We start from the raw sequence: 20,564 nt of genomic DNA, 5'->3' as shown, positions 1-20,564 counted from the left end.
AGGGACCACCGACGCCGGCGGCGCGGGCCGGCCCCGGAGGGACAGCCGCGCCGCGGCGCGTGAAGACGGGCGCGTGCCCGACTCGTACGGGCAGATGGGGGTCAGACGCGGCGCAGGACCGCGACCACCTTGCCCATGATGGTGGCGTCGTCGCCGGGGATGGGGTCGAACGCCGGGTTGGCCGGCATCAGCCAGACGTGCCCGTCGCGCTGCCGGTAGCTCTTGACGGTCGCCTCGCCGTCGATCATCGCGGCCACGATGTCGCCGGCCTCGGCGGTGGGCTGCTGGCGGACGACGACCCAGTCGCCGTTGCAGATCGCGGCGTCGATCATCGAGTCGCCCTTGACCTCCAGCATGAAGACCTCGCCCTCGCCGACCAGCTCGCGCGGCAGCGGGAAGAACTCCTCCACCGACTGCTCGGCGAGGATCGGCCCACCGGCGGCGATCCGGCCGACGAGCGGCACGTAGGCCGGCTGCGGCCGGGCGGCCCGCAGCGCGGCGTCGTCGTCGACGAGCTCACCGGGGGAGCGGACGTCGACGGCGCGCGGACGGTTCGGGTCGCGGCGCAGGTATCCCTTGGTCTCGAGGGCCTTCAACTGGTACGCCACGCTGGACGGGGAGACCAGGCCGACCGCCTCGCCGATCTCCCGGACGCTGGGCGGGTAACCGTATTTCTCGCCCCATTCGCGGATGAACTCGAGGATCCTCCGCTGGCGGGCGGTGAGGTCGGCGGCGACCGGCTCGCTGACACTGCCGACCGCGGTCACCGACCGCAGCTGCGGGGCGTCGCCGGACCGTGCCCGGCCTGTCGTGCGGCGGCGGCCGGCGGAGTCCTGCCTGATCGGTTGCTGCTGTCGGCGCGTGTGGTCGTCGGTCGACACGTCCGCCCTCCCTGTCGGCCAGTGCCGGTGTCGGCACGTGGTGCGTCGCGGAGCCGGACGCGCCGTGGGGATGGCGTTTGTCCGGCTGACCCCTCTTGACAGCAAACCGTAGTAGGCGGGTCCGACATATTCAAACATCTGTACGAGGTTTCACCGGCGTGTCGTACCCGAAGACTGGATTTTCGTACTCCCGTTCTGATAGACCGTCGTACGGGCGTTCTATAGAACGCGTGTCCGAGAGAGGGGAACGGGTCATGGTGGTCACTGGTGGGGCTCGGCACACGGCGCCGCCCCTGCGACTGACCCGGCGCGGCCGAGTGGTCCTTCTCGGTCTCTTCTTCGCCCTGGCGGCCCTCGCGAGCATTGTCCTGTTCGCGACTGCCTCACAGGGCTGACCGTGCGGCAAACGGTTTCCCGACGCGCCCGGTGATCGTGCCGTCACCCCAGCGTGTTGAGGTGCAAAACACGGGCGCGTCGGCATGTCTCTGAGCTTGCATCGGCGTTCGCCGCGGCATAGCGTCTTCCCCAACATCTAGTGGTTACAGAGATGTAAGTCGTCCACAGGTTGGGTTTCTCCTCCCCGGTTTTCCACAGGTTCGTTCACAGCCGCGCGATGATGGAGATCATGGCGTGGCTGCGTTTCGGCGTGTCCGGATCTCGGCCGGGGTGGGGTGGAGGGGGAAGATCGCGGTGCGTTGTCCGTATTGCCGGCACGCCGACTCGCGGGTCGTCGACTCGCGGGAGGCCGACGACGGTCAGCTGATCCGTCGCCGTCGGTCGTGTCCCGAGTGCGGCAAACGCTTCACCACGGTCGAGGAGGCGGTGCTCGCGGTGGTCAAGCGCAGCGGCGTCACCGAGCCCTTCAGCCGGACGAAGATCATGAGTGGGGTCCGCAAGGCCTGTCAGGGCCGGCCCGTCGACGAGGATTCGATCGCGCTGCTCGCGCAGCGGGTGGAGGAGACCGTCCGGGCTCGCGGAGCCGCGGAGATTCCGAGCCACGAGGTCGGCCTGGCGATTCTCACGCCTCTGCGTGAACTCGACCAGGTCGCCTATCTGCGGTTCGCCAGCGTCTACAAGTCCTTCGACTCGCTCGACGAGTTCGAGAAGGAGATTGCCGCGCTCCGCGACACGCCGCCGGTCCGGGAAGCCGGGACGCGACACGCCGTCGCGCCGCGGTCCGCGACAGCGCGCCTTCCCAAGACCACTTCTTGAGCCGAACCTGTCTGAGCCACACCTGTCAGCGGTACTACGAGGGGGAGCACATTCTTATGGCCGGAGACGGCGTCACAGCAGGTCGCCAGCGCAGCCGGGCGGGCGCGAACGGCAACAACGGGTCGACGGCCGGGGGGCTGCGCGTCGAACGGGTGTGGACGACGGCGGGTGTCCACCCGTACGACGAGGTCGAGTGGGAGCGCCGCGACGTCGTCATGACGAACTGGCGGGACGGCTCGATCAACTTCGAGCAGCGCGGCGTCGAGTTCCCGTCGTCCTGGAGCGTGAACGCGGCGAACATCGTGACGACGAAGTACTTCCGGGGTGCGGTCGGCACGCCGGAGCGGGAGACGTCGCTGCGCCAGCTGATCGACCGGGTGGTCCGGACCTACCGCAAGGCGGGCGAGGAGCACGGCTACTTCGCGAGCGCGGACGACGCCGAGATCTTCGACCACGAGCTCACCTGGATGCTGCTGCACCAGGTCTTCAGCTTCAACTCGCCGGTCTGGTTCAACGTCGGCACCAAGTCGCCGCAGCAGGTCAGCGCGTGCTTCATCCTCTCCGTGGACGACTCGATGGACTCGATCCTCGAGTGGTACAAGGAGGAGGGCCTGATCTTCAAGGGCGGCTCCGGCTCGGGCGTCAACCTGTCCCGCATCCGGTCGTCCAAGGAGCTGCTGTCGTCCGGTGGGACGGCGAGCGGCCCGGTCAGCTTCATGCGTGGCGCTGACGCGAGCGCGGGCACCATCAAGTCCGGTGGCGCCACCCGGCGCGCGGCCAAGATGGTCATCCTCGACGTGGACCACCCGGACATCGAGGAGTTCGTCTCGACGAAGGCGCGCGAGGAGGACAAGATCCGCGCGCTGCGGGACGCCGGCTTCGACATGGACCTGGGCGGCGCCGACATCGTCTCGGTGCAGTACCAGAACGCCAACAACTCGGTGCGGGTCAGCGACGAGTTCATGAAGGCGTACGAGGAGGGCTCCGCGTTCGGTCTCCGCAGCCGGCTCAACGGCGAGGTCATCGAGACCATCGACGCCAAGAAGCTGTTCCGGGACATCGCCCAGGCCGCCTGGGAGTGCGCCGACCCCGGCCTGCAGTACGACGACACGATCAACGACTGGCACACCAACCCCGAGACGGGCCGGATCACCGCGTCCAACCCGTGCTCGGAGTACATGTCGCTGGACGACTCGTCCTGCAACCTGGCCTCGCTGAACCTGATGAAGTTCCTCAAGGCCGACGGCGGCTTCGAGGTGGAGAAGTTCGTCAAGAGCGTCGAGTTCATCATCACCGCGATGGACATCTCGATCTGCTTCGCCGACTTCCCGACCGAGAAGATCGGGGTCACCACCCGGGCGTACCGTCAGCTCGGCATCGGTTACGCCAACCTCGGCGCGCTGCTGATGGCCTCCGGCCTGCCGTACGACTCCGACGGCGGCCGCAGCGTCGCCGCCGCGATCACCTCGCTGATGACCGGCACGGCGTACCGTCGCTCCGCCGAGCTGGCCGGGGTCGTCGGGGCGTACGAGGGCTATGCCCGCAACGCCGACGCGCACCAGCGCGTGATGCGCAAGCACGCCGCCGCCAACGACGAGGTCCGCGCGCAGGGCCCGGTCGCCGGCGAGATCCTCCGTGAGGCCACCAAGCAGTGGAAGAACGGCAACAAGATCGGTGAGAAGAACGGCTGGCGCAACGCCCAGGCGTCGGTGCTCGCGCCGACCGGCACCATCGGCCTGATGATGGACTGCGACACCACCGGCATCGAGCCCGACCTGGCGCTGGTCAAGTTCAAGAAGCTCGTCGGCGGCGGCTCGATGCAGATCGTCAACCAGACCGTGCCGCGCGCCCTGCGCAGCCTCGGCTACCCCGAGGAGCAGGTCGAGGCGATCGTCGAGCACATCGGCGAGCACGGCAACGTGGTGGACGCGCCCGGCCTGAAGACCGAGCACTACGCGGTCTTCGACTGCGCCATGGGCGAGCGGTCGATCGCCCCGATCGGCCACGTCCGGATGATGGCCGCGGTGCAGCCGTTCATCTCCGGCGCGATCTCGAAGACGGTCAACATGCCGGAGACGGCGACCGTCGAGGAGATCGAGGAGATCCACTACCAGGGCTGGAAGCTGGGTCTGAAGGCGCTCGCGATCTACCGCGACAACTGCAAGGTCGGCCAGCCGCTGTCGGCGGGCAAGACCGCCAAGGCCGCGGCTCCCACCGTCGAGGAGAAGGCGGTCGAGAAGGTCGTGGAGAAGGTGGTCGAGTACCGCCCGATCCGCAAGCGCCTGCCGAAGAAGCGCCCCTCCGAGACGGTCTCCTTCTCGGTCGGCGGCGCCGAGGGCTACCTCACCGCGTCGTCGTACCCGGACGACGGCCTCGGCGAGGTCTTCCTCAAGATGTCGAAGCAGGGCTCGACCCTGGCCGGCGTGATGGACGCCTTCTCGGTCGCCATCTCGATAGGCCTGCAGTACGGCGTCCCGCTGGAGACGTACGTCAGCAAGTTCACCAACATGCGCTTCGAGCCGGCCGGCATGACCGACGACCCCGACGTGCGCATGGCGTCCTCGGTGATGGACTACATCTTCCGTCGCCTGGCGCTGGACTTCCTGCCCTACGACACCCGCGCCGAGCTGGGGATCTTCACGGCCAAGGAGCGCACCGCCCAGGCGCAGGCCGAGGCGGCCGCCGAGGCTGCCGCGACCGACGTCGCGGTGACCGGCATGGCGGTTTCCGCGCCCGCCGCCACCCCGGCCACGTCACCGGTCACGGTCGCCGAGGTCAAGGCCGCTGCCACCCCGGACAAGCAGGCGGGCTCCTCGACCGAGCTCCTGGAGCTGGTCACCGGGCACGCCGCTGACGCGCCGCTCTGCTTCACCTGCGGCACCAAGATGCGCCGCGCCGGCAGCTGCTACGTCTGCGAGGGCTGCGGCTCGACCTCCGGCTGCAGCTGACAAGGACCGATGTGGAACGGGCGGTGCGCCTCGGCGCACCGCCCGTTTCGCTGTGCTGATCCGTCAGTGCTTGTCGCGCAGCCAGACCCCGAACTCCACAGCGGTCCGCACCCCGTCGTCCAGCACCGCGCGGTAGATGTCCCACCCGCTCACCTCGTCCGGGTACTCCGGCCGCTGATGCCAGATCGTCTTGATCGCCAGGATCGCCTGCCGCTCCTCGTCGGACAGCCGCTCGGCCAACTCCCTGTGCCATGCGCTGCTGTCGGCGTGGTCGTCGTTGAGCCAGATGGAGAGGTCGACGCGCCACTCGCCGAGGGTGATCGTCACGTGGTAGCGCTCGTCCCGCTTCTCGCCGCCGCGCTCGTCGCGGTAGGCGAAACCGGTCACGCCCGGGATCCCGACCGCCTTGCCGAGCAGTGCGAGGACATCGGCCGGGGTGAAGCCGGGGCCGCCGAGCAGCATCACGTCGAGGTCGCGCCAGACCATCAGCCCGGACACGTAGCTGCCCGTGGGGACGACCTGCCCCAGCGGCTCCAGCAGCGTGAGCACGTCTCGTGCCTCCGCTTGCAGTTCCTCGGGCCGCATGTCGCTCTCCTTCCGGTCTCCGCCGATGCGCCGATGCCCATTGTGGGGCGTGCCCGGACCGTCCCCGCTCCCGGCCCTACGGGGCCCGCACCGCGCCCGCCCCGGCCCTCCGGCGAATGCCCGGTGACCGGAGCCGCTTTAACGTATAAGTTGAGCTGGTGAGCAGCGTTGACGTCGTACCCTCCCGGGTGAACTCGGCCAAGATCGCGGTGGGCGTCACGTTCGCCATGAACGGCCTGGCCCTCGCCGGCTGGCTGTCCCGCGCCCCCGCGATCCGGGACGGCCTGGAGCTCTCCGTCGCCGGCTTCGGCCTCCTGCTGCTCTGCATGTCCGGCACCTCGGTCGCGTCGATCCCGCTCGCGGGCCCGCTGGTGCAGCGCGTCGGCCCGGCCCGCGCGGTGCTGATCGCCAGCATGACCGAAGCTCTCGGCCTGGCACTGCTGGCCACCGCGGCGCTGGTGAGCTCGGTCCCGCTCGCCGGGCTCGCCCTGCTCTTCTGCGGCTTCGGCACCAGCACCTGGGACGTCGCCATGAACGTCGAGGCCGCCGACGTCGAACGCCGCATCGGCCGCACGATCATGCCGCGCTTCCACGCCGGCTTCAGCCTCGGCACGGTCGCCGGGGCCGGCGTCGGAGCGGCCGCCTCAGCCGCCGGCGTGCCGATCTGGGCCCAGCTCTACGTCACCACCGTGATCGTCGTGGCCGTCCAGCTCGCCGTCGTCCGCCGCTTCCTCCCGCACGTCGAGCCCGAGCCCGGCGCGAAACCGGCGATGAGCGCCGGTCAGGTCTGGCGCGAGCCACGGACGATTCTGATCGGCCTGATCCTGCTCGGTTTCGGCTTCACCGAGGGCAGCGCCAACGACTGGCTCGCCATCAGCCTCGTCGATGGATATCACACCGGCGACACCCTCGGCGCGATCGGATTCGGCGTCTTCGTCACCGCGATGACTCTCGGTCGCATGTACGGCGGCGCGGCCGCCGACCGCTGGGGCCGCGTCCCGGTCCTCCGCCTGACGGCGGTCTCCGCCGCCGCCGGCGTCCTGCTGGTCGTCTTCGGCGGATCCATCGAGTTCGCCCTGGCCGGAGCACTCCTCTGGGGTCTCGGCGCGTCGCTCGGCTTCCCGATCGGCATGAGCGCCGCCGCCGACGACCCGGTCCACGCCGCCATGCGCGTCTCGGTGGCCGGCTCGATCGGTTACGGCGCGTTCCTGGCCGGCCCGCCGCTGATCGGTTTCCTCTCCGAGCACTTCGGCATCCTCAACGGCATGCTCTGCGTCTTCGGCGCGCTCCTGCTGGGGCTGGCCGCCTCGCACGCCGCCAAACCACTGCGCCCCTGACCCCCGCCGCGTCCGCTTCTGATCACCAACCCCAGATCAAATTCTTCATTGCCTGCCTCCGCTGTGGTCCGGATCGTCGCTCCCGCGGGGACCCTTGCGGGCTTCGCAGGGCCGTGGCCGGCCCAGAACGCGAAGCCCGCAAGGGCGATCTCCGTGGCCGGTCACGGTCACCCCGGAAGATCAACCCCCGCCGGGAGCCCCGCGCGGCGACCACCCTCCGGATCCGATGCCGCGACCCCCGGCGTGGTTCGGGGTAGCGGCGCGGCGCGGTGTTCCGGCTGGTTCTCATGGGCGTTATTCGGGACGAATAACGCCCATGAGAACCAGCCGGAGAGCGTGAGCGCGGCTGGGCCTGGAGCGCGGCGAGCCTTGCGGCGTGTCATGGCTCGCGCTGGGACCTTGCGTGGCGGCGTGTCATGGGTCGGGCTGACCTTGTGTGGCTGTGAGCCCTTCGGGCGGGGCGTGCGGTGCGGTGGGGGAGGGCGTGGGTCAGCGGTGTTCGGTCAGGAAGGTGGTGATCACGGATGCCAGCTCGGCGGGGCGTTCGACGACCATGGCGTGGGAGGCGTCGGCCAGCTCGAGGTGACGCAGGTGCGGCACGGACCGGGCCTGGTCCAGCAGATGGCGGCGGTGGGCCGCGTACAACTCGGCGAACGGCTCCTGCTCCGGCAGTGAGCGCGTGGCCAGCACGAGCAGCGCCGGGCAGGTGATCCGGGCGTAGACCGGGGCCAGGTCCAGCGAGTTCAGCAGAGCGCGCAACTGGGTGGTGGTCTCGAACGACGGACGGAACGTGGCCCGGCCGTCCCGGCCCTGGATCAAGTTGCGCCGGAACCCCTCGACCCACACCTTCTCGTCGGCGCCCAGGGCGCGCGCGGCGGCGCGTTGACGGTCGATCAGCTCGGCCAGCTCGGCGGAGTCGACGGTCTGGCCGGCGGCCGCCTCCATCATGTCGAAGGCGCCGGTCAGCCGCTCCAGCTCGGCGGTGGCCTTCTCCGGGTCGAGCCCGGGCAGCTGCGCCGGATCGGTGGGCGGAGGGTTCCCGTCGAGGCTGATCACGCCCGCGGATTCCGGGTGGCGTTCGCCCCAGTGCGCGGCCAGCATCCCGCCGAGCGAGTGCCCGACGACGGCCGGACGGTCCAGCTCCAGTTTCACGCAGACGGCGGCCAGGTCGCCGAGCGCGGCGTCCCAGGTCCACGGCCCGTCGGCGGAGCGGCCGTGCCCGCGCAGGTCGACGGTGACCACCCGGTGGTGCTGTCGTAACGCCCGGGCCAGCGTGGTCAGCTGTGCCAGGTTGCCGCCGGCGCCGTGCAGGAGCAGCAGCGGGGGCTGGTCACCCCCGAAGTCACGCACGGCGATCTGCACGTTCCCCACGTCGACAAGACTGTCGTGGATCATTGCCCCTCCTCGTCATCGTCCGGGCCGCCGCCGGCGGCGAGGCCATCGTCCGGGCCGCCGCCGGCGGCGAGCAACCTTTCCCGCACCGCGTGCACCGGCACTCCGCCGTCCGGATGCCGCGGCAGCTTTCCCCGCCGGACCAGATCGTGCACGCCCTGCCGGCTGATCCCGAGCATCGCCCCGGCCGTCGCCAGCGACACCGAGTCGGCGAACGGATGCCCGACCCGCCGCGCCACCGCCTGCCCGAGCGGCGTCTGCCACCACGGGACCGGCGGCGCGAACGCATGATCATCCGGATAGAGCGTGGCGATCAGCCGGGCGATGGTGTGCACCGCGTCGGACTGTGGCCCGTGCGAGATGACGAACGCCCAGTCCAGCGCGCGCCGATGCAGCCGGCGCCGCACGTCGTCGACGCTGCGGTGCCCCTCCAGCAGGATGTCCAGCGGGTCGGTCAGGCGAGCGTCGAGCAGTCGCACGAGCTGCTCGGCCAGCGCCTCCGTCTCTCCCACGCCCCGATCCTGCCGCCACTTGACACGACGCGTCAAGTAGCGTGCGGCAGACGTCACCATCACCGTCCGTACGTGCAGAAGTTCCGGCTTCCGTCAGGCGCCGTCCGGGCAATAGGGTGTGCCCGAAACCCGGGAGGAGCACTCGTGCGTAGAGTCGGAGCCGCGCTCGGCGTCGTCGCGTTGCTCGCCGTTTCCGGCTGCCAGAAGAAGAAGGAAGAGGCGGCCGTCACGCTGCCCCCGGTCACGATCGCGGTGGCTCCCGCGGCCTCCGCGGGCGGCGCCTGCATCCTCTGGGACTGGCCGTTGATCAAGGCGAAGACCGGCGTCGACTTCTCCGTCGCCGCCTCCGGCCAGATCGACGACACGTCCACGTGCGTGGTGCAGACAGTGGATTCCTCGTGGCCCGATCTGTCACTCTCCGTGGTCGATCAGACGAAGGCGGACGCCAAGATCTTCATGGCCACCCGCGCGCCGAAGAAATCGGTGACCCTCAAGGGTCTGGGCAAGGCCGGTTATCGGCTGAACACCGGGGCCGGCTCGGGGCACGGCCCCTCCGTGGAGATCGGCTGGCTGAGCGAGGCCGCGCAGTTGCAGACGCTGAAGTTCACCTTCGCGAAGGGCGCGACGAACGCGGCCGTGGCCAAGATGAACAACGGCCTGTTCGAGCTGGCCAAGGCGCTGGACACCACCGACGGCTGAGTGGCCGAGCCGCCGGTGGCTCCTACTCCCTAGCGAGCCGCGACGAACACCCGGGACGCCACCTCACGCGGCAGCCGGATCTTGTCGCCCGACTTGTCGATGGTGACCCCGTCCCGCTCCTGCGCGACCGTCACTGTCGTCCCCGGGTCGATCCCCGCCGCGTGCAACTGCCGCAGCACGTCCGCGTTCGTCTGGACGCTCTCGCAGATCCGGGACACCACGACACTGCCGGTCAGACCGGGGAACGCCAGGTTGCGCTCCCCGTGGCCGAGCGGGTCGGTGCTGTCGTCCTCGAGCAGGCCGAGCTGCTCCAGGCCGGGGATCGGATTCCCGTACGGCGAGCGGGTCGGCTTGTTCAGCAGATCGTAGACCCGGCGCTCGACCGAGTCGCTCATCACGTGTTCCCACCGGCACGCCTCCTCGTGGGCTTCCTCCCACGGCATGCCGATGACGTTGACCAGCAGCAGCTCCGCAAGACGGTGCTTGCGCATGACGGAGACGGCGGTGGCGCGCCCCTCCTCGGTCAGCACCAGGTGACGGTCGCCCTCGACGGTGAGCAGACCGTCCCGCTCCATGCGGGCGACCGTCTGACTGACCGTGGGGCCGCTCTGGTGCAGGCGCTCGGCGATGCGAGCCCGAAGCGGAGGCACGCCTTCTTCCTCGAGTTCGAGAATGGTCCGGAGATACATCTCGGTGGTATCGACAAGGTCATTCACGATGCGGTCCTCCCAGCAGCGATGTTACCGCGTGGCGGGGGGTTGACATCCGCCCCGAGCAAGTGCCAGGAGACCCTACCGGAGGCGGTGTGACGAGTGCTTCTCCCGACACCCCGTGGGAGCATGTCGGCATGGCGGACGAGACGACGGCGGTGGTCTGGGACAAGGCCCTGCTCGACTACGACATGGGTGATCACCCGCTCAACCCGGTCCGCGTCGAGCTGACCATGGCGCTCGCCCGCGAGCTGGGCGTGCTCGACCGCCCCGGTGTGCAGTTGATCACGCCGCGCCCGGCGACGGAGGCGGAACTCACCCGGGTGCACCGGGAGGACTATCTCGATGCCGTGCGGCAGGCGCCGATCGATCCGTTCTTCCTGGGCTGGGGGCTGAACACGCCGGACAATCCGGTCTTCGACGGCATGCACGACTCGTCGGCGCGGATCTGCGGCGCCAGCATCGCGGCGGCCGAGGCGGTCTGGCACGGGACCGCCCGCCGCGCGGTGAACGTGGCCGGTGGCCTGCACCACGCGATGCCGGCCCGGGCGGCCGGCTTCTGCGTCTACAACGACCCGGCGGTGGCGATCGCCTGGCTGCTGGACCACGGCGCGCAGCGGGTGGCGTACCTCGACGTCGACGTGCATCACGGCGACGGCGTGCAGGCGATGTTCTACGACGATCCGCGGGTGCTGACGGTCAGCGTGCACGAGACGCCGCTGGCGCTCTTCCCGGGCACCGGTTTCTGCGACGAGACGGGCGGCCCGGGCGCGGAGGGCACCGCGGTGAACCTGCCGCTGCCGCCGGGCACCGGGGACGCCGGCTGGTTGAAGGCGTACCACGCGGTGGTGCCGTCGGTGGTGCGGGCGTTCGCACCGGAGATCATCGTGAGCCAGTGCGGGGCGGACGCGCACCGGCTCGACCCGCTGGCCGACCTGATGCTGTCGGTCGACTGCCAGCGCGCGGCGTACGTGGCGATGCGGGAGCTGGCCGACGAGCTCTGCGACGGCCGCTGGGTGGCGCTCGGCGGCGGGGGGTACGCGCTGGTCGAGGTCGTGCCGCGGGCGTGGTCGCACCTGCTCGCGGTGGCGACCGGCGAGCCGTTGGACCCGTCGATCCGTACCCCGGAGAAGTGGCGGAGGATGGCGACCGGCCGCCGTCCGGGCGCCGCGGTCCCGGAGACGATGGGCGACGGCGCCGAGCCGGCAGCGGAGACCTGGTCGCCGGGCACCGAGAACGACGCGGTCGACCGCGCGATCATGGCGACCCGGCTGGCGGTCTTCCCGCTGCACGGGCTCGACCCGCACGACCCACGGGACTGAGAGCGATGGCGCGCAGCGCAGACGTCCTGCTGGCCGACGGCAGTGCCGTGCACCTGCGGCAGATCCGCCCCGAGGATGCCCCGGCCATCGTGGAGTTCCACTCCCGGATGAGCGACCGCACCCGCTACCTGCGTTACTTCTCGCCCTATCCGCGTATTCCGGAGCGCGACCTGCAGCGGTTCGTGAACGTCGACCACCGCGACCGCGAGGCGTTCGTCACGGTCGCCGCCGACGGCCGGATCACCTCCGTCGGCCGCTACGAACGTCTCGGCCTGGACTCCCCGGAGGCCGAGGTCGCGTTCGTCGTGGAGGACGCCCAGCAGGGCCGCGGGATCGGTTCGGTGCTGCTGGAGCACCTGGCCGACGCCGCCCGCGAGCACGGCATCACCCGGTTCGTCGCCGAGGTGCTGCCGGAGAACGGCGGCATGCTGCGCGTCTTCGGCGACTCCGGCTATCAGGTGCAGCGGCGGTACGCCGACGGCGTGGTCCACCTGGGCTTCCCGATCGCGCCCACCGAGAAGTCGCGGGAGGTGCAGGAGTCCCGGGAGCACCTGACCGAGTCGCGCTCGATCGCGCGGCTGCTCGCCCCGCGCGGCATCGCCATCTACGGCGCCAGTGCGAGCGGGCACGGGATCGGCGCGGCGATGCTCGGCAATCTGCGTGACGGCGGCTACACCGGCGCGGTCGTCCCGGTGCACCCGTCGGCCGAGCGGGTGGCCGGGCTCCCGGCGTACCGGAAAGCGTCCGATGCCGGAACCCCCGTCGACCTGGCCGTGATCGCCGTGCCCGCGGAGAATGTCGCGGAGGCCCTGGCCGACGCCGCGGCGGCGGGGGCCGGGGGTGTGGTGATCGGCTCGGCCGGGTTCGCCGAGGCCGGGGCGGAGGGCGCGGCCCGGCAGCGCCAGCTGATCGAGACCGCGCACGCCGCGGGCCTGCGGGTGATCGGCCCCAGCAGCTTCGGGATCGCCAACACGGACCCGGAGGTCCGGCTGAACGCGACGATGGCGCCACGGCTGCCGGCGGCGGGGCGGGTCGGCTTCTTCGCGCAGAGCGGCGCGCTCGGCGTGGCGCTGCTCGCCGAGGCGGACCGGCGCGGCCTGGGCCTGTCCAGCTTCGTCTCGGCCGGCAACCGTGCCGACGTGTCCGGAAACGATCTGTTGCAGTACTGGCGGGACGACCCCGGCACCGACGTCGTCCTGCTCTACCTGGAGACGTTCGGCAACCCGCGCAAGTTCGCCCGGCTGGCCCGCCGGATGAGCCGGGTCAAGCCGGTGGTCGCGGTGGCCTCGGCGACCCGCCCGCCCGGGCTGGCCGGTGACCTGCCCGGCCCGGACGCGCACGCGGTCACCGCCCTGTTCGCCCGGTCCGGCGTCATCCGGGTGGACACCGTGCAGGAGCTCTTCGACGTCGGCATGCTGCTCGCGCACCAGCCGCTGCCGGCCGGGCGCCGGGTCGCCGTGGTCGGCAACTCGTCAGCGCTGGCCGCGCTCGCCGAGGTGGCCTGCCGCGCGGCCGGCCTGGTCGTGGCCGAGGGTTACCCGCACGATCTGAGCCCGATGGCCTCCGCGCACGACCTGGCCGACGCGCTCGCCGACGCCGCCGTCGACGACCGGGTGGACGCGCTGGTCGTCGTCTTCGCCCCGGTCGTCCCCGGCCAGCAGCTCACCGAGGAGGACGCGGACTTCGCGGCCGCGCTGGGCAGCGTCGCGCTCGCGGGGGAGAAGCCGACAGTGGCCACGCTGGTCTTCGGCAACGTCCCGCCGCGCGTCCCGGTCTACATGTCGGTCGAGGAGGCGGTCCGCGCGCTGGCCCGGGTCGTCACCTACGCGGAGTGGCTGCGCCGTCCGCCGGGGCACCTGCCGGCGCTGTCCGACATCGATCCGCCGGCTGCGGAGGCGGCGACGACCACCACCGAACTGCTCACGGCGTACGGCATCGAGGTCGTCCCGTCCACGTTCGCGGGCTCGGCCGACGAGGCGGTCGCCGCCGCCGGCGAGCTGGGCTACCCGGTCGCGCTGAAGGCCGCGGGTGGTGGGCTGCGCCATCGCATCGACCTCGGGGCGGTCCGCCTGGCACTGCAGGACCAGGACGACGTGCGGACGGCGTACCGCGAGCTCGAGACCACGTTCGGCCCCGAGGTCCTGGTGCAGACGATGGTCGCGCCCGGCGTCGCCTGCGTCGTCGAGGTGGTCGAGGATCCCGCGTTCGGCCCGGTCGTCGGCTTCGGTCTCGGCGGGGTCGCCAGTGAGCTGCTCGGCGACCTCGCCTGGCGCGCCGCCCCGCTGACCGACCGGGCCGCCGAGGCGCTGGTCGACGAGCCGCGCGCGGCGCCGCTCCTGCACGGTTACCGCGGCTCGACGCCGGTCGACCGGGCCGCGCTGATCGATCTGCTCCTGCGGGTCGGCCGGCTCGCCGACGAGCACCCGCGGGTGCGATCGCTACTGCTCAATCCGGTGCTGGCGCGGCCGGACGGTTTCTCGGTCCTGCACGCGACAGCAGAGATCGGCGAGCCCGGCATCCGTCCGGACACCGGGCCCCGCCGCCTGCACTAGGAAACGGAGAAGCCCCGGCACTCGCCGGGGCTTCTCCGAAGAACTGTCAGACCGCGTACGCCTCGAGGCGGGACGCCCGCTCCGGGTCACGCAGCTTCAGCATCGTCACCTTCTCGATCTGGCGGATGCGCTCGCGGCTCAGACCGAACTCGCGGCCCACCTCGTCGAGGGTGCGCTGGCGGCCGTCGTCCAGGCCGAAGCGCAGCCGGATCACCGCGGACTCCCGCTCGGAGAGGGTGGCCAGGACGATCTCCACCTCGCTGCGCAGCTCGCCGTGCGAGACGCCCTCACCGGGCTGGTTCGGGTCGACGGCGGCGACGAAGTCACCGAGCGCGCTCTCCCCGTCCTCGCCGACGGCCTGGTCGAGGCTGACCGGCTCACGGTCGTACGAGATGAGCTCGATGACCTGGAACTCGGGGACGCCCATCGCCTGGGCGATCTCCGCGATGCCGGGCTCGCGGCCGAGCTGGGTGGCCAGGTCGCGCCGGGCTCGCACCATGCGGTTGACCTGCTCGACCATGTGCACCGGGATGCGGATGGTGCGGGCCTGGTCGGCCATCGCGCGGGTTATGGCCTGGCGGATCCACCACGTCGCGTACGTCGAGAACTTGTAGCCCTTGGTGTAGTCGAACTTCTCGACGGCGCGGATCAGGCCCAGGTTGCCCTCCTGGATCAGGTCCAGGAACGCCATGCCGCGGCCGGTGTAGCGCTTCGCGATGCTGACCACCAGCCGCAGGTTCGCCTCGAGCAGGTGGTTCTTCGCCGACCGCCCCTCGGTGATCACGATCTGGAGCAGCGGCGCCAGCTCGGCGCCGGCCGTCGGGAGCTTCTCCTCGGCGTAGAGGCCGGCCTCGATCCGCTTGGAGAGGGTGACCTCCTCCACCGCGGTGAGCAGGCGGGTGCGGCCGATGCCGTTGAGGTACGCCCGGACCAGGTCGGCGGAGACGCCCCGCTCGTCCGTCGCGTCGAGATCCGCCATCGGCTCGACCTCATCGGTCACGATGTCCTCAACCGTCGCCTTCGTCGTCTCCAGACCCACTGGAAGCCTCCCCGTTTTGTCGTGCCTGCCAGCCACTTCCGTGCCGGTGACGAGAAGCTTCGTCGCAGGCGCGTTAAGCGGAGGTGAGGCCAGCGTCCAGGTGGCATGAATCAGGGAGAACCCTGACGTCGGCAAGCCGACAACCTTGGTCGAATCGGACGATCACCCTTGCTACGCCGGGATAATGTCTTGGGCCGAAGAAGGGTTGACATCGTGGTCTTCAAGAAGATGTTGCAGGCGTTCGGGGTGGGCGGGCCGTCCGTCGACACCGTGCTGACGAATTCGAACTGCCTTCCCGGTGGGTTCCTGGACGGGCAGGTCCACGTCGTCGGGGGCGACCACGCGGTCGACGTGGAATACGTCGCTATCGGCCTGATGACCCGGGTCGAGGTGGAGAGCGGCGACAACGAGTACCAGACGAATCAGGAGTTCCACCGCCAGCGGCTGACCGGCTCGTTCCGGCTGGAGCCGGGCGCGCGGCACGACGTCCCGTTCCGGTTCGAGGTGCCCTGGCAGACGCCGATCACCGAGCTGTACGGGCAGCGCCTGCACGGCATGACGATGGGCCTGGCCACCGAGCTGGAGGTGGCCCGCGCGGTCGACAAGTCCGATCTGGACGCGGTGCAAGTGCATCCGTTGCCGGCTCAGGAGCGCATCCTGGAGGCGCTGCTGCGGCTCGGTTTCCGGTTCCACAAGGCCGATGTGGAGCGTGGCCGGGTCTATGGGGTGGAGCAGGAGCTGCCGTTCTACCAGGAGATCGAGTTCCACCCGCCGGCGCGTTACGCGAGCGGCATCAACCAGCTGGAGCTGACGTTCCTGCCCACGCCCCGCAAGCTGCAGGTGGTGCTGGAGCTGGACAAGCGCGGCGGCCTGTTCACCGAGGGGCACGACGCGTTCGGCAGCTTCGACGTCGACTACGCGACGGTGGACCAGGTCGACTGGACCGCGCAGCTGGACAACTGGCTGCGCCAGTCCGCGTCCCGCCGGGGCCTCTTCCTCTGATCGTCTAACATTCCCTCGCTGTTCATCCACAGGGGGGAATATTTACATGCGCAGATTATGGACCGCGCTCGTGTCGCTGGCGGTCGCCGGGGTGGCCGCGTTCGTGCCGTCCCCGGCGACCGCCGCCGAGCCCGACCCGGTGATCGGTGGCGCCGTCTTCAACAATCCCGCCGGGGCCGTGACCGCGCAGTATGCGATCTACCAGCAACTCGCCCGGATCATCGACCGGGTGCCGGCGGGTGAGACGATCCGCATGTCGTGGCTGGACTTCTCCAACCCGGTCGCGGCCGGCGAGGCCGACACGGCGGAGCGGCCCAACCTGGTCGAGCGGCTCAAGGCCGCTCATCAGCGCGGGGTCAACGTGCAGATCATCCTGAACTACGGGTCGTACGACGACGACGCCGGCAAGCGGTTCTACCCGGGCCTGGCCCTCGCCGGCGAACTGGGCACCGACGTCGCGGCGTCGTCCTTCCTGATGTTCTGCCGGGACAAGACAGGATGCATCGCCAAGCAGCCGTCCTACGGAGTGCTGGCGTACAACCACAACAAGTTCCTGCTCGCGTCCCGGGTCGTGCTCAACGGCGGCGCCTCGGTGAGCAACGTGACGTTCCAGTCGTCCGGCAACCTGACGGTCTGGGACGCGGAGACCGCGTTCAACAACTCGATCACCTGGAGCGAGGCGAGCTCGTACGCGAACTACGTCACCTACTTCAACGACCAGAAGAGGTACGGGCCGCTGGCGACCGGTGACGAGGACTACTACCACGTCGGCTCGACGAACGACATGTACAAGACCCACTTCTTCCCGCGGGCGGCGACCGACGGGAACCCGGGACAGACGTCCACCGACACGATGATCTCGGTGCTGAACTCGGTGACGTGCTCCTACAAGGGCGCCTCGGACGGCCTCACCCACCAGACCGACGTCCGCGTCGTGATCTGGGGCTTCTCCCGCACCGAGCTGGCCAAGAAGCTGGCTTCCCTGGCCAAGGCCGGGTGCTGGGTGGATGTCGTGTACGCCGGCGGCCCCTCGGACGACCCTTACAAATACACCAGCGAGAACGTGGTGAACGCGTTGAAGGCCGGTGGCGCCAACGTCGGGCTGCACAGTTGCGCCGTGTCGTTCAACGGACGGGCCCTCAAGCCGCACAGCAAGTACACGCTGATCGACGGCCAGTACGACGACGACCAGATCCCGCGGGTCTTCACCGGCAGCGCCAACTACACGTTCTCCTCGCTGCGGGGCGCTGACGAGACGATCGTGCGGGTGCGCAGCGCGGACATCCACCGCCAGTATCTGACGAACTTCTACAAGGTGCGCGACACCTGCAGCGGCAAGATCCCGCCGTCCTGACTCACAGCTCCAGCAGGATCGTCCGCGGTCCTACGTTGACGCTTTCCACCAGCATGTGCGCCCGGAAGCGACCGGTCTCGACCGTCGCTCCCCGGGCGCGCAGTGCTTCCACGTACGCCGTGACCAGCGGCTCGGCGACCTCGGCGGGCGCGGCCGCGTTCCAGGTCGGACGCCGGCCCTTGCGCGCGTCGCCGTACAGAGTGAACTGACTGACGACCAGCAGCGGCGCGCCGGCGTCGGAAGCGGACCGGTCACCGTCGAGAATGCGCAGTTCGTAGGTCTTGCGCGCCAGCTCGGCCGCGGTCGCCGGGGTGTCGTCGTGGGTGACCCCGACCAGCACCAGCAGACCGTCGGTGATCTCGCCGGTGACCGTGTCGTCGACGCGGACGCTCGCCCGGCTGACCGTCTGTACCAGTGCCCGCATGCCGCCCCCGGCCGTCCCGGTCGCCGCGCCGGTGCGCCGCGATCCGGGTTCGGACGGTATCGGACGACTCAGCCGGCGTTGTCGCTGGTGTACTCGTCCTCGGTGCGCAGCGCCCCGGTGGTGGCGTCGCCGGTGGTCGTGTTGGCCACGCCCGGTCCGGTGCGCGGCCGGTTCGGGAAGCTGGCCGGTCCGGCGGTGCCGCCGGTCGTCGTCATGATCCCCTCACCGGCGGGGCCACCGTTGCGCAGCGCCTCCGGGTCGGTGCCGGCGTCCACCGTGCTGGAGAGACCGGGGTCCTCGCCGGCGCCCTTCTCCGGCCGGTACGAGTTCGGCTCGCGCAGGGCCTCGGGCGCGTAGTCGGCGCCGGCGATCTCGGCCTCGACGGGTGTTTCGCTCATCTTCCACCTCCGGTGTGTGCGGTCGTCCCGGAGTGCCCCACCACGGGCCGGGCAAACCCGTGGCACGCGAACTGAAGTGCGTCAATAGGCCATCGCCGAGGCCCGATCGAATGCCACGATTTGCCTGGTCGGAGGCGGCGTCGACCAATCGCGACGGCATCGGCCGGACGGCGCGCCGGGATCACGGCGGACTCGGACCTGGGACCCACGCACAGCGTGTGCTGGACGACCGATCGAGACGGGAGAACCACCTATGCCCCTCACCAGTACCACCGGGCGCAGCACCGACCAGAGCAGACCGGCCCGCGCAGCCGCCCCGGCGGCTCCGGCCCGGTCGGCCCGCGGCCCGGATACCGACGCCAGCCGCAAACAGGCCCGGTCGGTGGCCAAACAGCAGCAGGCGGCCGAGCGGATCGCCGCGGCCACCGCGGAGATCTCCGCCCAGAACGCCGAGGCCGCGGAGGCCTCCCGCCAGCTGACCGACTCGATGCAGCAGATCGCGGCCGGCTCCGAGGAGGCGTCCGGCGCGACCCAGCAGAGCCTTGCCGCGATGAACCAGATCGGCGAGCGGGTGGGTCAGCAGGAGCAGACCACCCGGCAGGTTGCCGACCTGAGCCAGGCGCTCCAGGCGTTGCTGAACGAGACCCGCACCGGCATCAACACCCTGCTGGCCAACGTCGACAGCGCCTCGACCCGGCAGACCGCCTCGGTCGTGACGATCACCGAGCTGGAGAAGCAGGCCGACGAGATCGGCGAGATCGTCAAGACGGTCGCACACATCGCCGACCAGACGAATCTGCTGGCCCTGAACGCCGCGATCGAGGCGGCCCGGGCCCGGCAGCACGGCAAGGGTTTCGCCGTGGTGGCCGACGAGGTCCGCACCCTCGCCGAGACGAGCGAGCGCAGCGCCCGGCAGATCCGCGACCTGATCGACGAGGTGCGCAACAGCGTCACCGAGATCGCCGGGGCGGTGCAGACCTCCGCCGAGACGGCGCGTGGCGAGGTCGAGAAGGGCAAGACGATCACGTCGCAGCTCGAGACCATCCGGGCCGACATGGGCACCATCATGGTGGGCGCGACGGAGATGGCCACCGCCGCCCAGGCCGCGCAGCGGGCTGCGGATGCGGCCAAGCAGCGGTCCGAGGAGATCGCCGCGGCGGCCGAGCAGCAGTCGGCCGCGTGCGAGGAGTCGCTGCAGACCGTCGGGCAGCAGACCCAGGCGCTGCGGCAGAGCGAGCAGGCGGCCGAGATGCTCGCCGAGGTTTCCGACACGTTGCGCAGCAGCACGGACATCTCCAAGAGCGCCGAGGAGGTCGCGTCGGCCGCCGAGCAGCTCTCCGCCGCGGTGGAGGAGATCAACCGGGCCGCGACCCAGATCAACGTGGCGATCAACGAGATCAACACCGGCGCTCGCACCGCGGCCGAGAAGGGCCAGCAGACCGCCGAGGCGGTCGCCGCGATCGAGCAGGGCGCCCAGCTCTCACAGGAACGCGGTGGCGCGGCGGTGGAGCGGTCGGAAGTCATCCTGGAGTTGCTCGCCACGAACAAGACCGCCGTCGACTCGATGATCAGCGCGATCGGGACCGCGGCGCAGAGCGGTATCGAGAACGTCCGCAAGGTCACCGAACTGGAGCAGATCTCCCGGCGGATCGACAAGATCGTCGACGCCATCGCGAACGTCTCCATCCAGACCAACATGCTGGCCGTCAACGGCTCGGTGGAGTCCGCGCGGGCCGGGGAGTTCGGCAAGGGCTTCGCCGTCGTCTCGACCGACATCCGCAACCTGGCCCGCGACTCCGCCGACAACGCCGACCGGATCAAGGATCTGGTCAAGTCGGTGCAGGACCGGATCGTCGAGGTTCGTGGCGACCTGGAGGCGACCAGCCGGATGTCGCTCGCCGAGGTGGAGTCGGCCAAGGCCATCACCGCCCGGCTGGAGGAGATCGAGCGCGACATGCAGCAGGTCCGCAGCGGCAACGCGGAGGTGCGCGAGTCGGCCCAGCAGATCGTGGGGGTGCTCGGCGAGGTCAAGGTCGGCCTGGAGCAGATCTCCTCGTCGGCCAACCAGGCGGAGCAACTGGCCGCGCAGTGCTCCACCGCCGCCCGGGAGCAGGCGCAGGGCGCCGAGGAACTGGCCGCCGCGGTCGAGGAGATCGCCGCGCTCGCCGACGAACTGCAGAACGCGGGCTGACCCGCG

General features: G+C 70.5%; 17 protein-coding genes. 9 read left to right on the top strand and 8 right to left on the bottom strand.

Features of this window, described 5'->3' with window-relative positions:
• Nucleotides 1-101: 101 nt before the first annotated feature.
• Nucleotides 102-881 carry a transcriptional repressor LexA gene (gene lexA, locus Acy02nite_RS26355; RefSeq protein WP_203745139.1) on the bottom strand — a complete coding sequence of 260 codons (780 nt, stop codon included), beginning with the start codon at nucleotides 879-881 and terminating at the stop codon, nucleotides 102-104.
• Between the two features lie 690 nt (nucleotides 882-1,571).
• Here lexA and nrdR point away from each other — a divergent pair.
• Complete coding sequence (gene nrdR / locus Acy02nite_RS26350; RefSeq protein ID WP_203745137.1) at nucleotides 1,572-2,093, top strand: transcriptional regulator NrdR; 522 nt, start codon at nucleotides 1,572-1,574, stop codon at nucleotides 2,091-2,093.
• Between the two features lie 56 nt (nucleotides 2,094-2,149).
• Nucleotides 2,150-5,041 (top strand): vitamin B12-dependent ribonucleotide reductase, encoded by a 2,892-nt coding sequence (locus Acy02nite_RS26345; RefSeq protein WP_203745281.1) that lies wholly within the window; start codon nucleotides 2,150-2,152, stop codon nucleotides 5,039-5,041.
• 63 nt (nucleotides 5,042-5,104) lie between these two features.
• Here Acy02nite_RS26345 and Acy02nite_RS26340 read toward each other — a convergent pair whose 3' ends face one another.
• Entirely contained in the window at nucleotides 5,105-5,626 is a 522-nt protein-coding gene (locus Acy02nite_RS26340; RefSeq protein ID WP_203745134.1) for a hypothetical protein, read from the bottom strand.
• 158 nt (nucleotides 5,627-5,784) lie between these two features.
• Here Acy02nite_RS26340 and Acy02nite_RS26335 point away from each other — a divergent pair, with 158 nt between their 5' ends.
• On the top strand, nucleotides 5,785-6,963 hold the full coding sequence (locus tag Acy02nite_RS26335; protein WP_203745132.1) for an MFS transporter: 1,179 nt from the start codon (nucleotides 5,785-5,787) through the stop codon (nucleotides 6,961-6,963).
• Between the two features lie 489 nt (nucleotides 6,964-7,452).
• On the opposite strand, the gene Acy02nite_RS26330 is transcribed toward Acy02nite_RS26335, so the two are convergent.
• On the bottom strand, nucleotides 7,453-8,358 hold the full coding sequence (locus tag Acy02nite_RS26330) for an alpha/beta fold hydrolase (RefSeq protein WP_203745130.1): 906 nt from the start codon (nucleotides 8,356-8,358) through the stop codon (nucleotides 7,453-7,455).
• Nucleotides 8,355-8,867: a hypothetical protein gene (locus tag Acy02nite_RS26325; protein ID WP_203745128.1), complete on the bottom strand. Its 513-nt coding sequence runs from the start codon at nucleotides 8,865-8,867 to the stop codon at nucleotides 8,355-8,357. The genes Acy02nite_RS26330 and Acy02nite_RS26325 overlap by 4 nt, the downstream gene beginning before the upstream one ends.
• A gap of 144 nt (nucleotides 8,868-9,011) precedes the next feature.
• Here Acy02nite_RS26325 and Acy02nite_RS26320 point away from each other — a divergent pair, with 144 nt between their 5' ends.
• On the top strand, nucleotides 9,012-9,566 hold the full coding sequence (locus Acy02nite_RS26320; RefSeq protein WP_203745126.1) for a hypothetical protein: 555 nt from the start codon (nucleotides 9,012-9,014) through the stop codon (nucleotides 9,564-9,566).
• 29 nt (nucleotides 9,567-9,595) lie between these two features.
• Here the strand turns inward: Acy02nite_RS26320 and Acy02nite_RS26315 are convergent, their stop codons facing one another.
• Nucleotides 9,596-10,285: an iron-dependent transcriptional repressor DtxR gene (locus Acy02nite_RS26315; RefSeq protein WP_275407301.1), complete on the bottom strand. Its 690-nt coding sequence runs from the start codon at nucleotides 10,283-10,285 to the stop codon at nucleotides 9,596-9,598.
• Between the two features lie 128 nt (nucleotides 10,286-10,413).
• Between Acy02nite_RS26315 and Acy02nite_RS26310 the strand changes: the two genes are divergently transcribed.
• Together Acy02nite_RS26310 and Acy02nite_RS26305 are read left to right on the top strand one after the other, a co-directional pair.
• Nucleotides 10,414-11,598 (top strand): acetoin utilization protein AcuC, encoded by a 1,185-nt coding sequence (locus Acy02nite_RS26310; RefSeq protein ID WP_203745122.1) that lies wholly within the window; start codon nucleotides 10,414-10,416, stop codon nucleotides 11,596-11,598.
• Nucleotides 11,599-11,603: 5 nt separating this feature from the next.
• Nucleotides 11,604-14,150 carry a bifunctional acetate--CoA ligase family protein/GNAT family N-acetyltransferase gene (locus tag Acy02nite_RS26305; protein WP_203745119.1) on the top strand — a complete coding sequence of 849 codons (2,547 nt, stop codon included), beginning with the start codon at nucleotides 11,604-11,606 and terminating at the stop codon, nucleotides 14,148-14,150.
• A 46-nt stretch (nucleotides 14,151-14,196) separates the two neighbouring features.
• On the opposite strand, the gene sigB is transcribed toward Acy02nite_RS26305, so the two are convergent.
• Nucleotides 14,197-15,129: an RNA polymerase sigma factor SigB gene (gene sigB / locus Acy02nite_RS26300; protein WP_203745279.1), complete on the bottom strand. Its 933-nt coding sequence runs from the start codon at nucleotides 15,127-15,129 to the stop codon at nucleotides 14,197-14,199.
• A gap of 273 nt (nucleotides 15,130-15,402) precedes the next feature.
• On the opposite strand from sigB, the gene Acy02nite_RS26295 reads away from it, so the two are divergent.
• Nucleotides 15,403-16,191: a sporulation protein gene (locus Acy02nite_RS26295; RefSeq protein WP_203745117.1), complete on the top strand. Its 789-nt coding sequence runs from the start codon at nucleotides 15,403-15,405 to the stop codon at nucleotides 16,189-16,191.
• 46 nt (nucleotides 16,192-16,237) lie between these two features.
• Nucleotides 16,238-17,545, top strand: coding sequence for a phospholipase D-like domain-containing protein (locus Acy02nite_RS26290; protein ID WP_203745115.1), 1,308 nt, complete (start codon nucleotides 16,238-16,240; stop codon nucleotides 17,543-17,545).
• A gap of 1 nt (nucleotide 17,546) precedes the next feature.
• Here Acy02nite_RS26290 and dtd read toward each other — a convergent pair whose 3' ends face one another.
• Both dtd and Acy02nite_RS26280 read right to left on the bottom strand, forming a co-directional pair.
• Nucleotides 17,547-17,969, bottom strand: coding sequence for a D-aminoacyl-tRNA deacylase (dtd, locus tag Acy02nite_RS26285; RefSeq protein ID WP_203745113.1), 423 nt, complete (start codon nucleotides 17,967-17,969; stop codon nucleotides 17,547-17,549).
• Between the two features lie 68 nt (nucleotides 17,970-18,037).
• Entirely contained in the window at nucleotides 18,038-18,367 is a 330-nt protein-coding gene (locus tag Acy02nite_RS26280) for a hypothetical protein (RefSeq protein WP_203745111.1), read from the bottom strand.
• A 253-nt stretch (nucleotides 18,368-18,620) separates the two neighbouring features.
• On the opposite strand from Acy02nite_RS26280, the gene Acy02nite_RS26275 reads away from it, so the two are divergent.
• Nucleotides 18,621-20,558 (top strand): methyl-accepting chemotaxis protein, encoded by a 1,938-nt coding sequence (locus tag Acy02nite_RS26275; RefSeq protein WP_203745109.1) that lies wholly within the window; start codon nucleotides 18,621-18,623, stop codon nucleotides 20,556-20,558.
• The last annotated feature ends 6 nt before the right edge of the window (nucleotides 20,559-20,564 follow it).

The sequence above is a fragment of the Actinoplanes cyaneus genome, from assembly GCF_016862095.1.
GTDB classification, from domain to species: Bacteria; Actinomycetota; Actinomycetes; order Mycobacteriales; family Micromonosporaceae; genus Actinoplanes; species Actinoplanes cyaneus.
The sequence above is the reverse complement of the archived record's forward strand: the minus strand, read 5'-3'. Positions and strand labels throughout refer to the sequence as shown.

Excerpts from the sequence above, each read along its gene's own strand:
- sigB (WP_203745279.1), bottom strand. The coding sequence starts at position 15,129 with ATGGCGGATCTCGACGCGACGGACGAGCGGGGCGTCTCCGCCGACCTG.
- Acy02nite_RS26340 (WP_203745134.1), bottom strand. The coding sequence starts at position 5,626 with ATGCGGCCCGAGGAACTGCAAGCGGAGGCACGAGACGTGCTCACGCTG.
- Acy02nite_RS26290 (WP_203745115.1), top strand. The coding sequence starts at position 16,238 with ATGCGCAGATTATGGACCGCGCTCGTGTCGCTGGCGGTCGCCGGGGTG.
- Acy02nite_RS26280 (WP_203745111.1), bottom strand. The coding sequence starts at position 18,367 with ATGAGCGAAACACCCGTCGAGGCCGAGATCGCCGGCGCCGACTACGCG.
- Acy02nite_RS26310 (WP_203745122.1), top strand. The coding sequence starts at position 10,414 with ATGGCGGACGAGACGACGGCGGTGGTCTGGGACAAGGCCCTGCTCGAC.
- Acy02nite_RS26275 (WP_203745109.1), top strand. The coding sequence starts at position 18,621 with ATGCCCCTCACCAGTACCACCGGGCGCAGCACCGACCAGAGCAGACCG.
- Acy02nite_RS26305 (WP_203745119.1), top strand. The coding sequence starts at position 11,604 with ATGGCGCGCAGCGCAGACGTCCTGCTGGCCGACGGCAGTGCCGTGCAC.
- Acy02nite_RS26330 (WP_203745130.1), bottom strand. The coding sequence starts at position 8,358 with ATGATCCACGACAGTCTTGTCGACGTGGGGAACGTGCAGATCGCCGTG.
- Acy02nite_RS26345 (WP_203745281.1), top strand. The coding sequence starts at position 2,150 with ATGGCCGGAGACGGCGTCACAGCAGGTCGCCAGCGCAGCCGGGCGGGC.
- dtd (WP_203745113.1), bottom strand. The coding sequence starts at position 17,969 with ATGCGGGCACTGGTACAGACGGTCAGCCGGGCGAGCGTCCGCGTCGAC.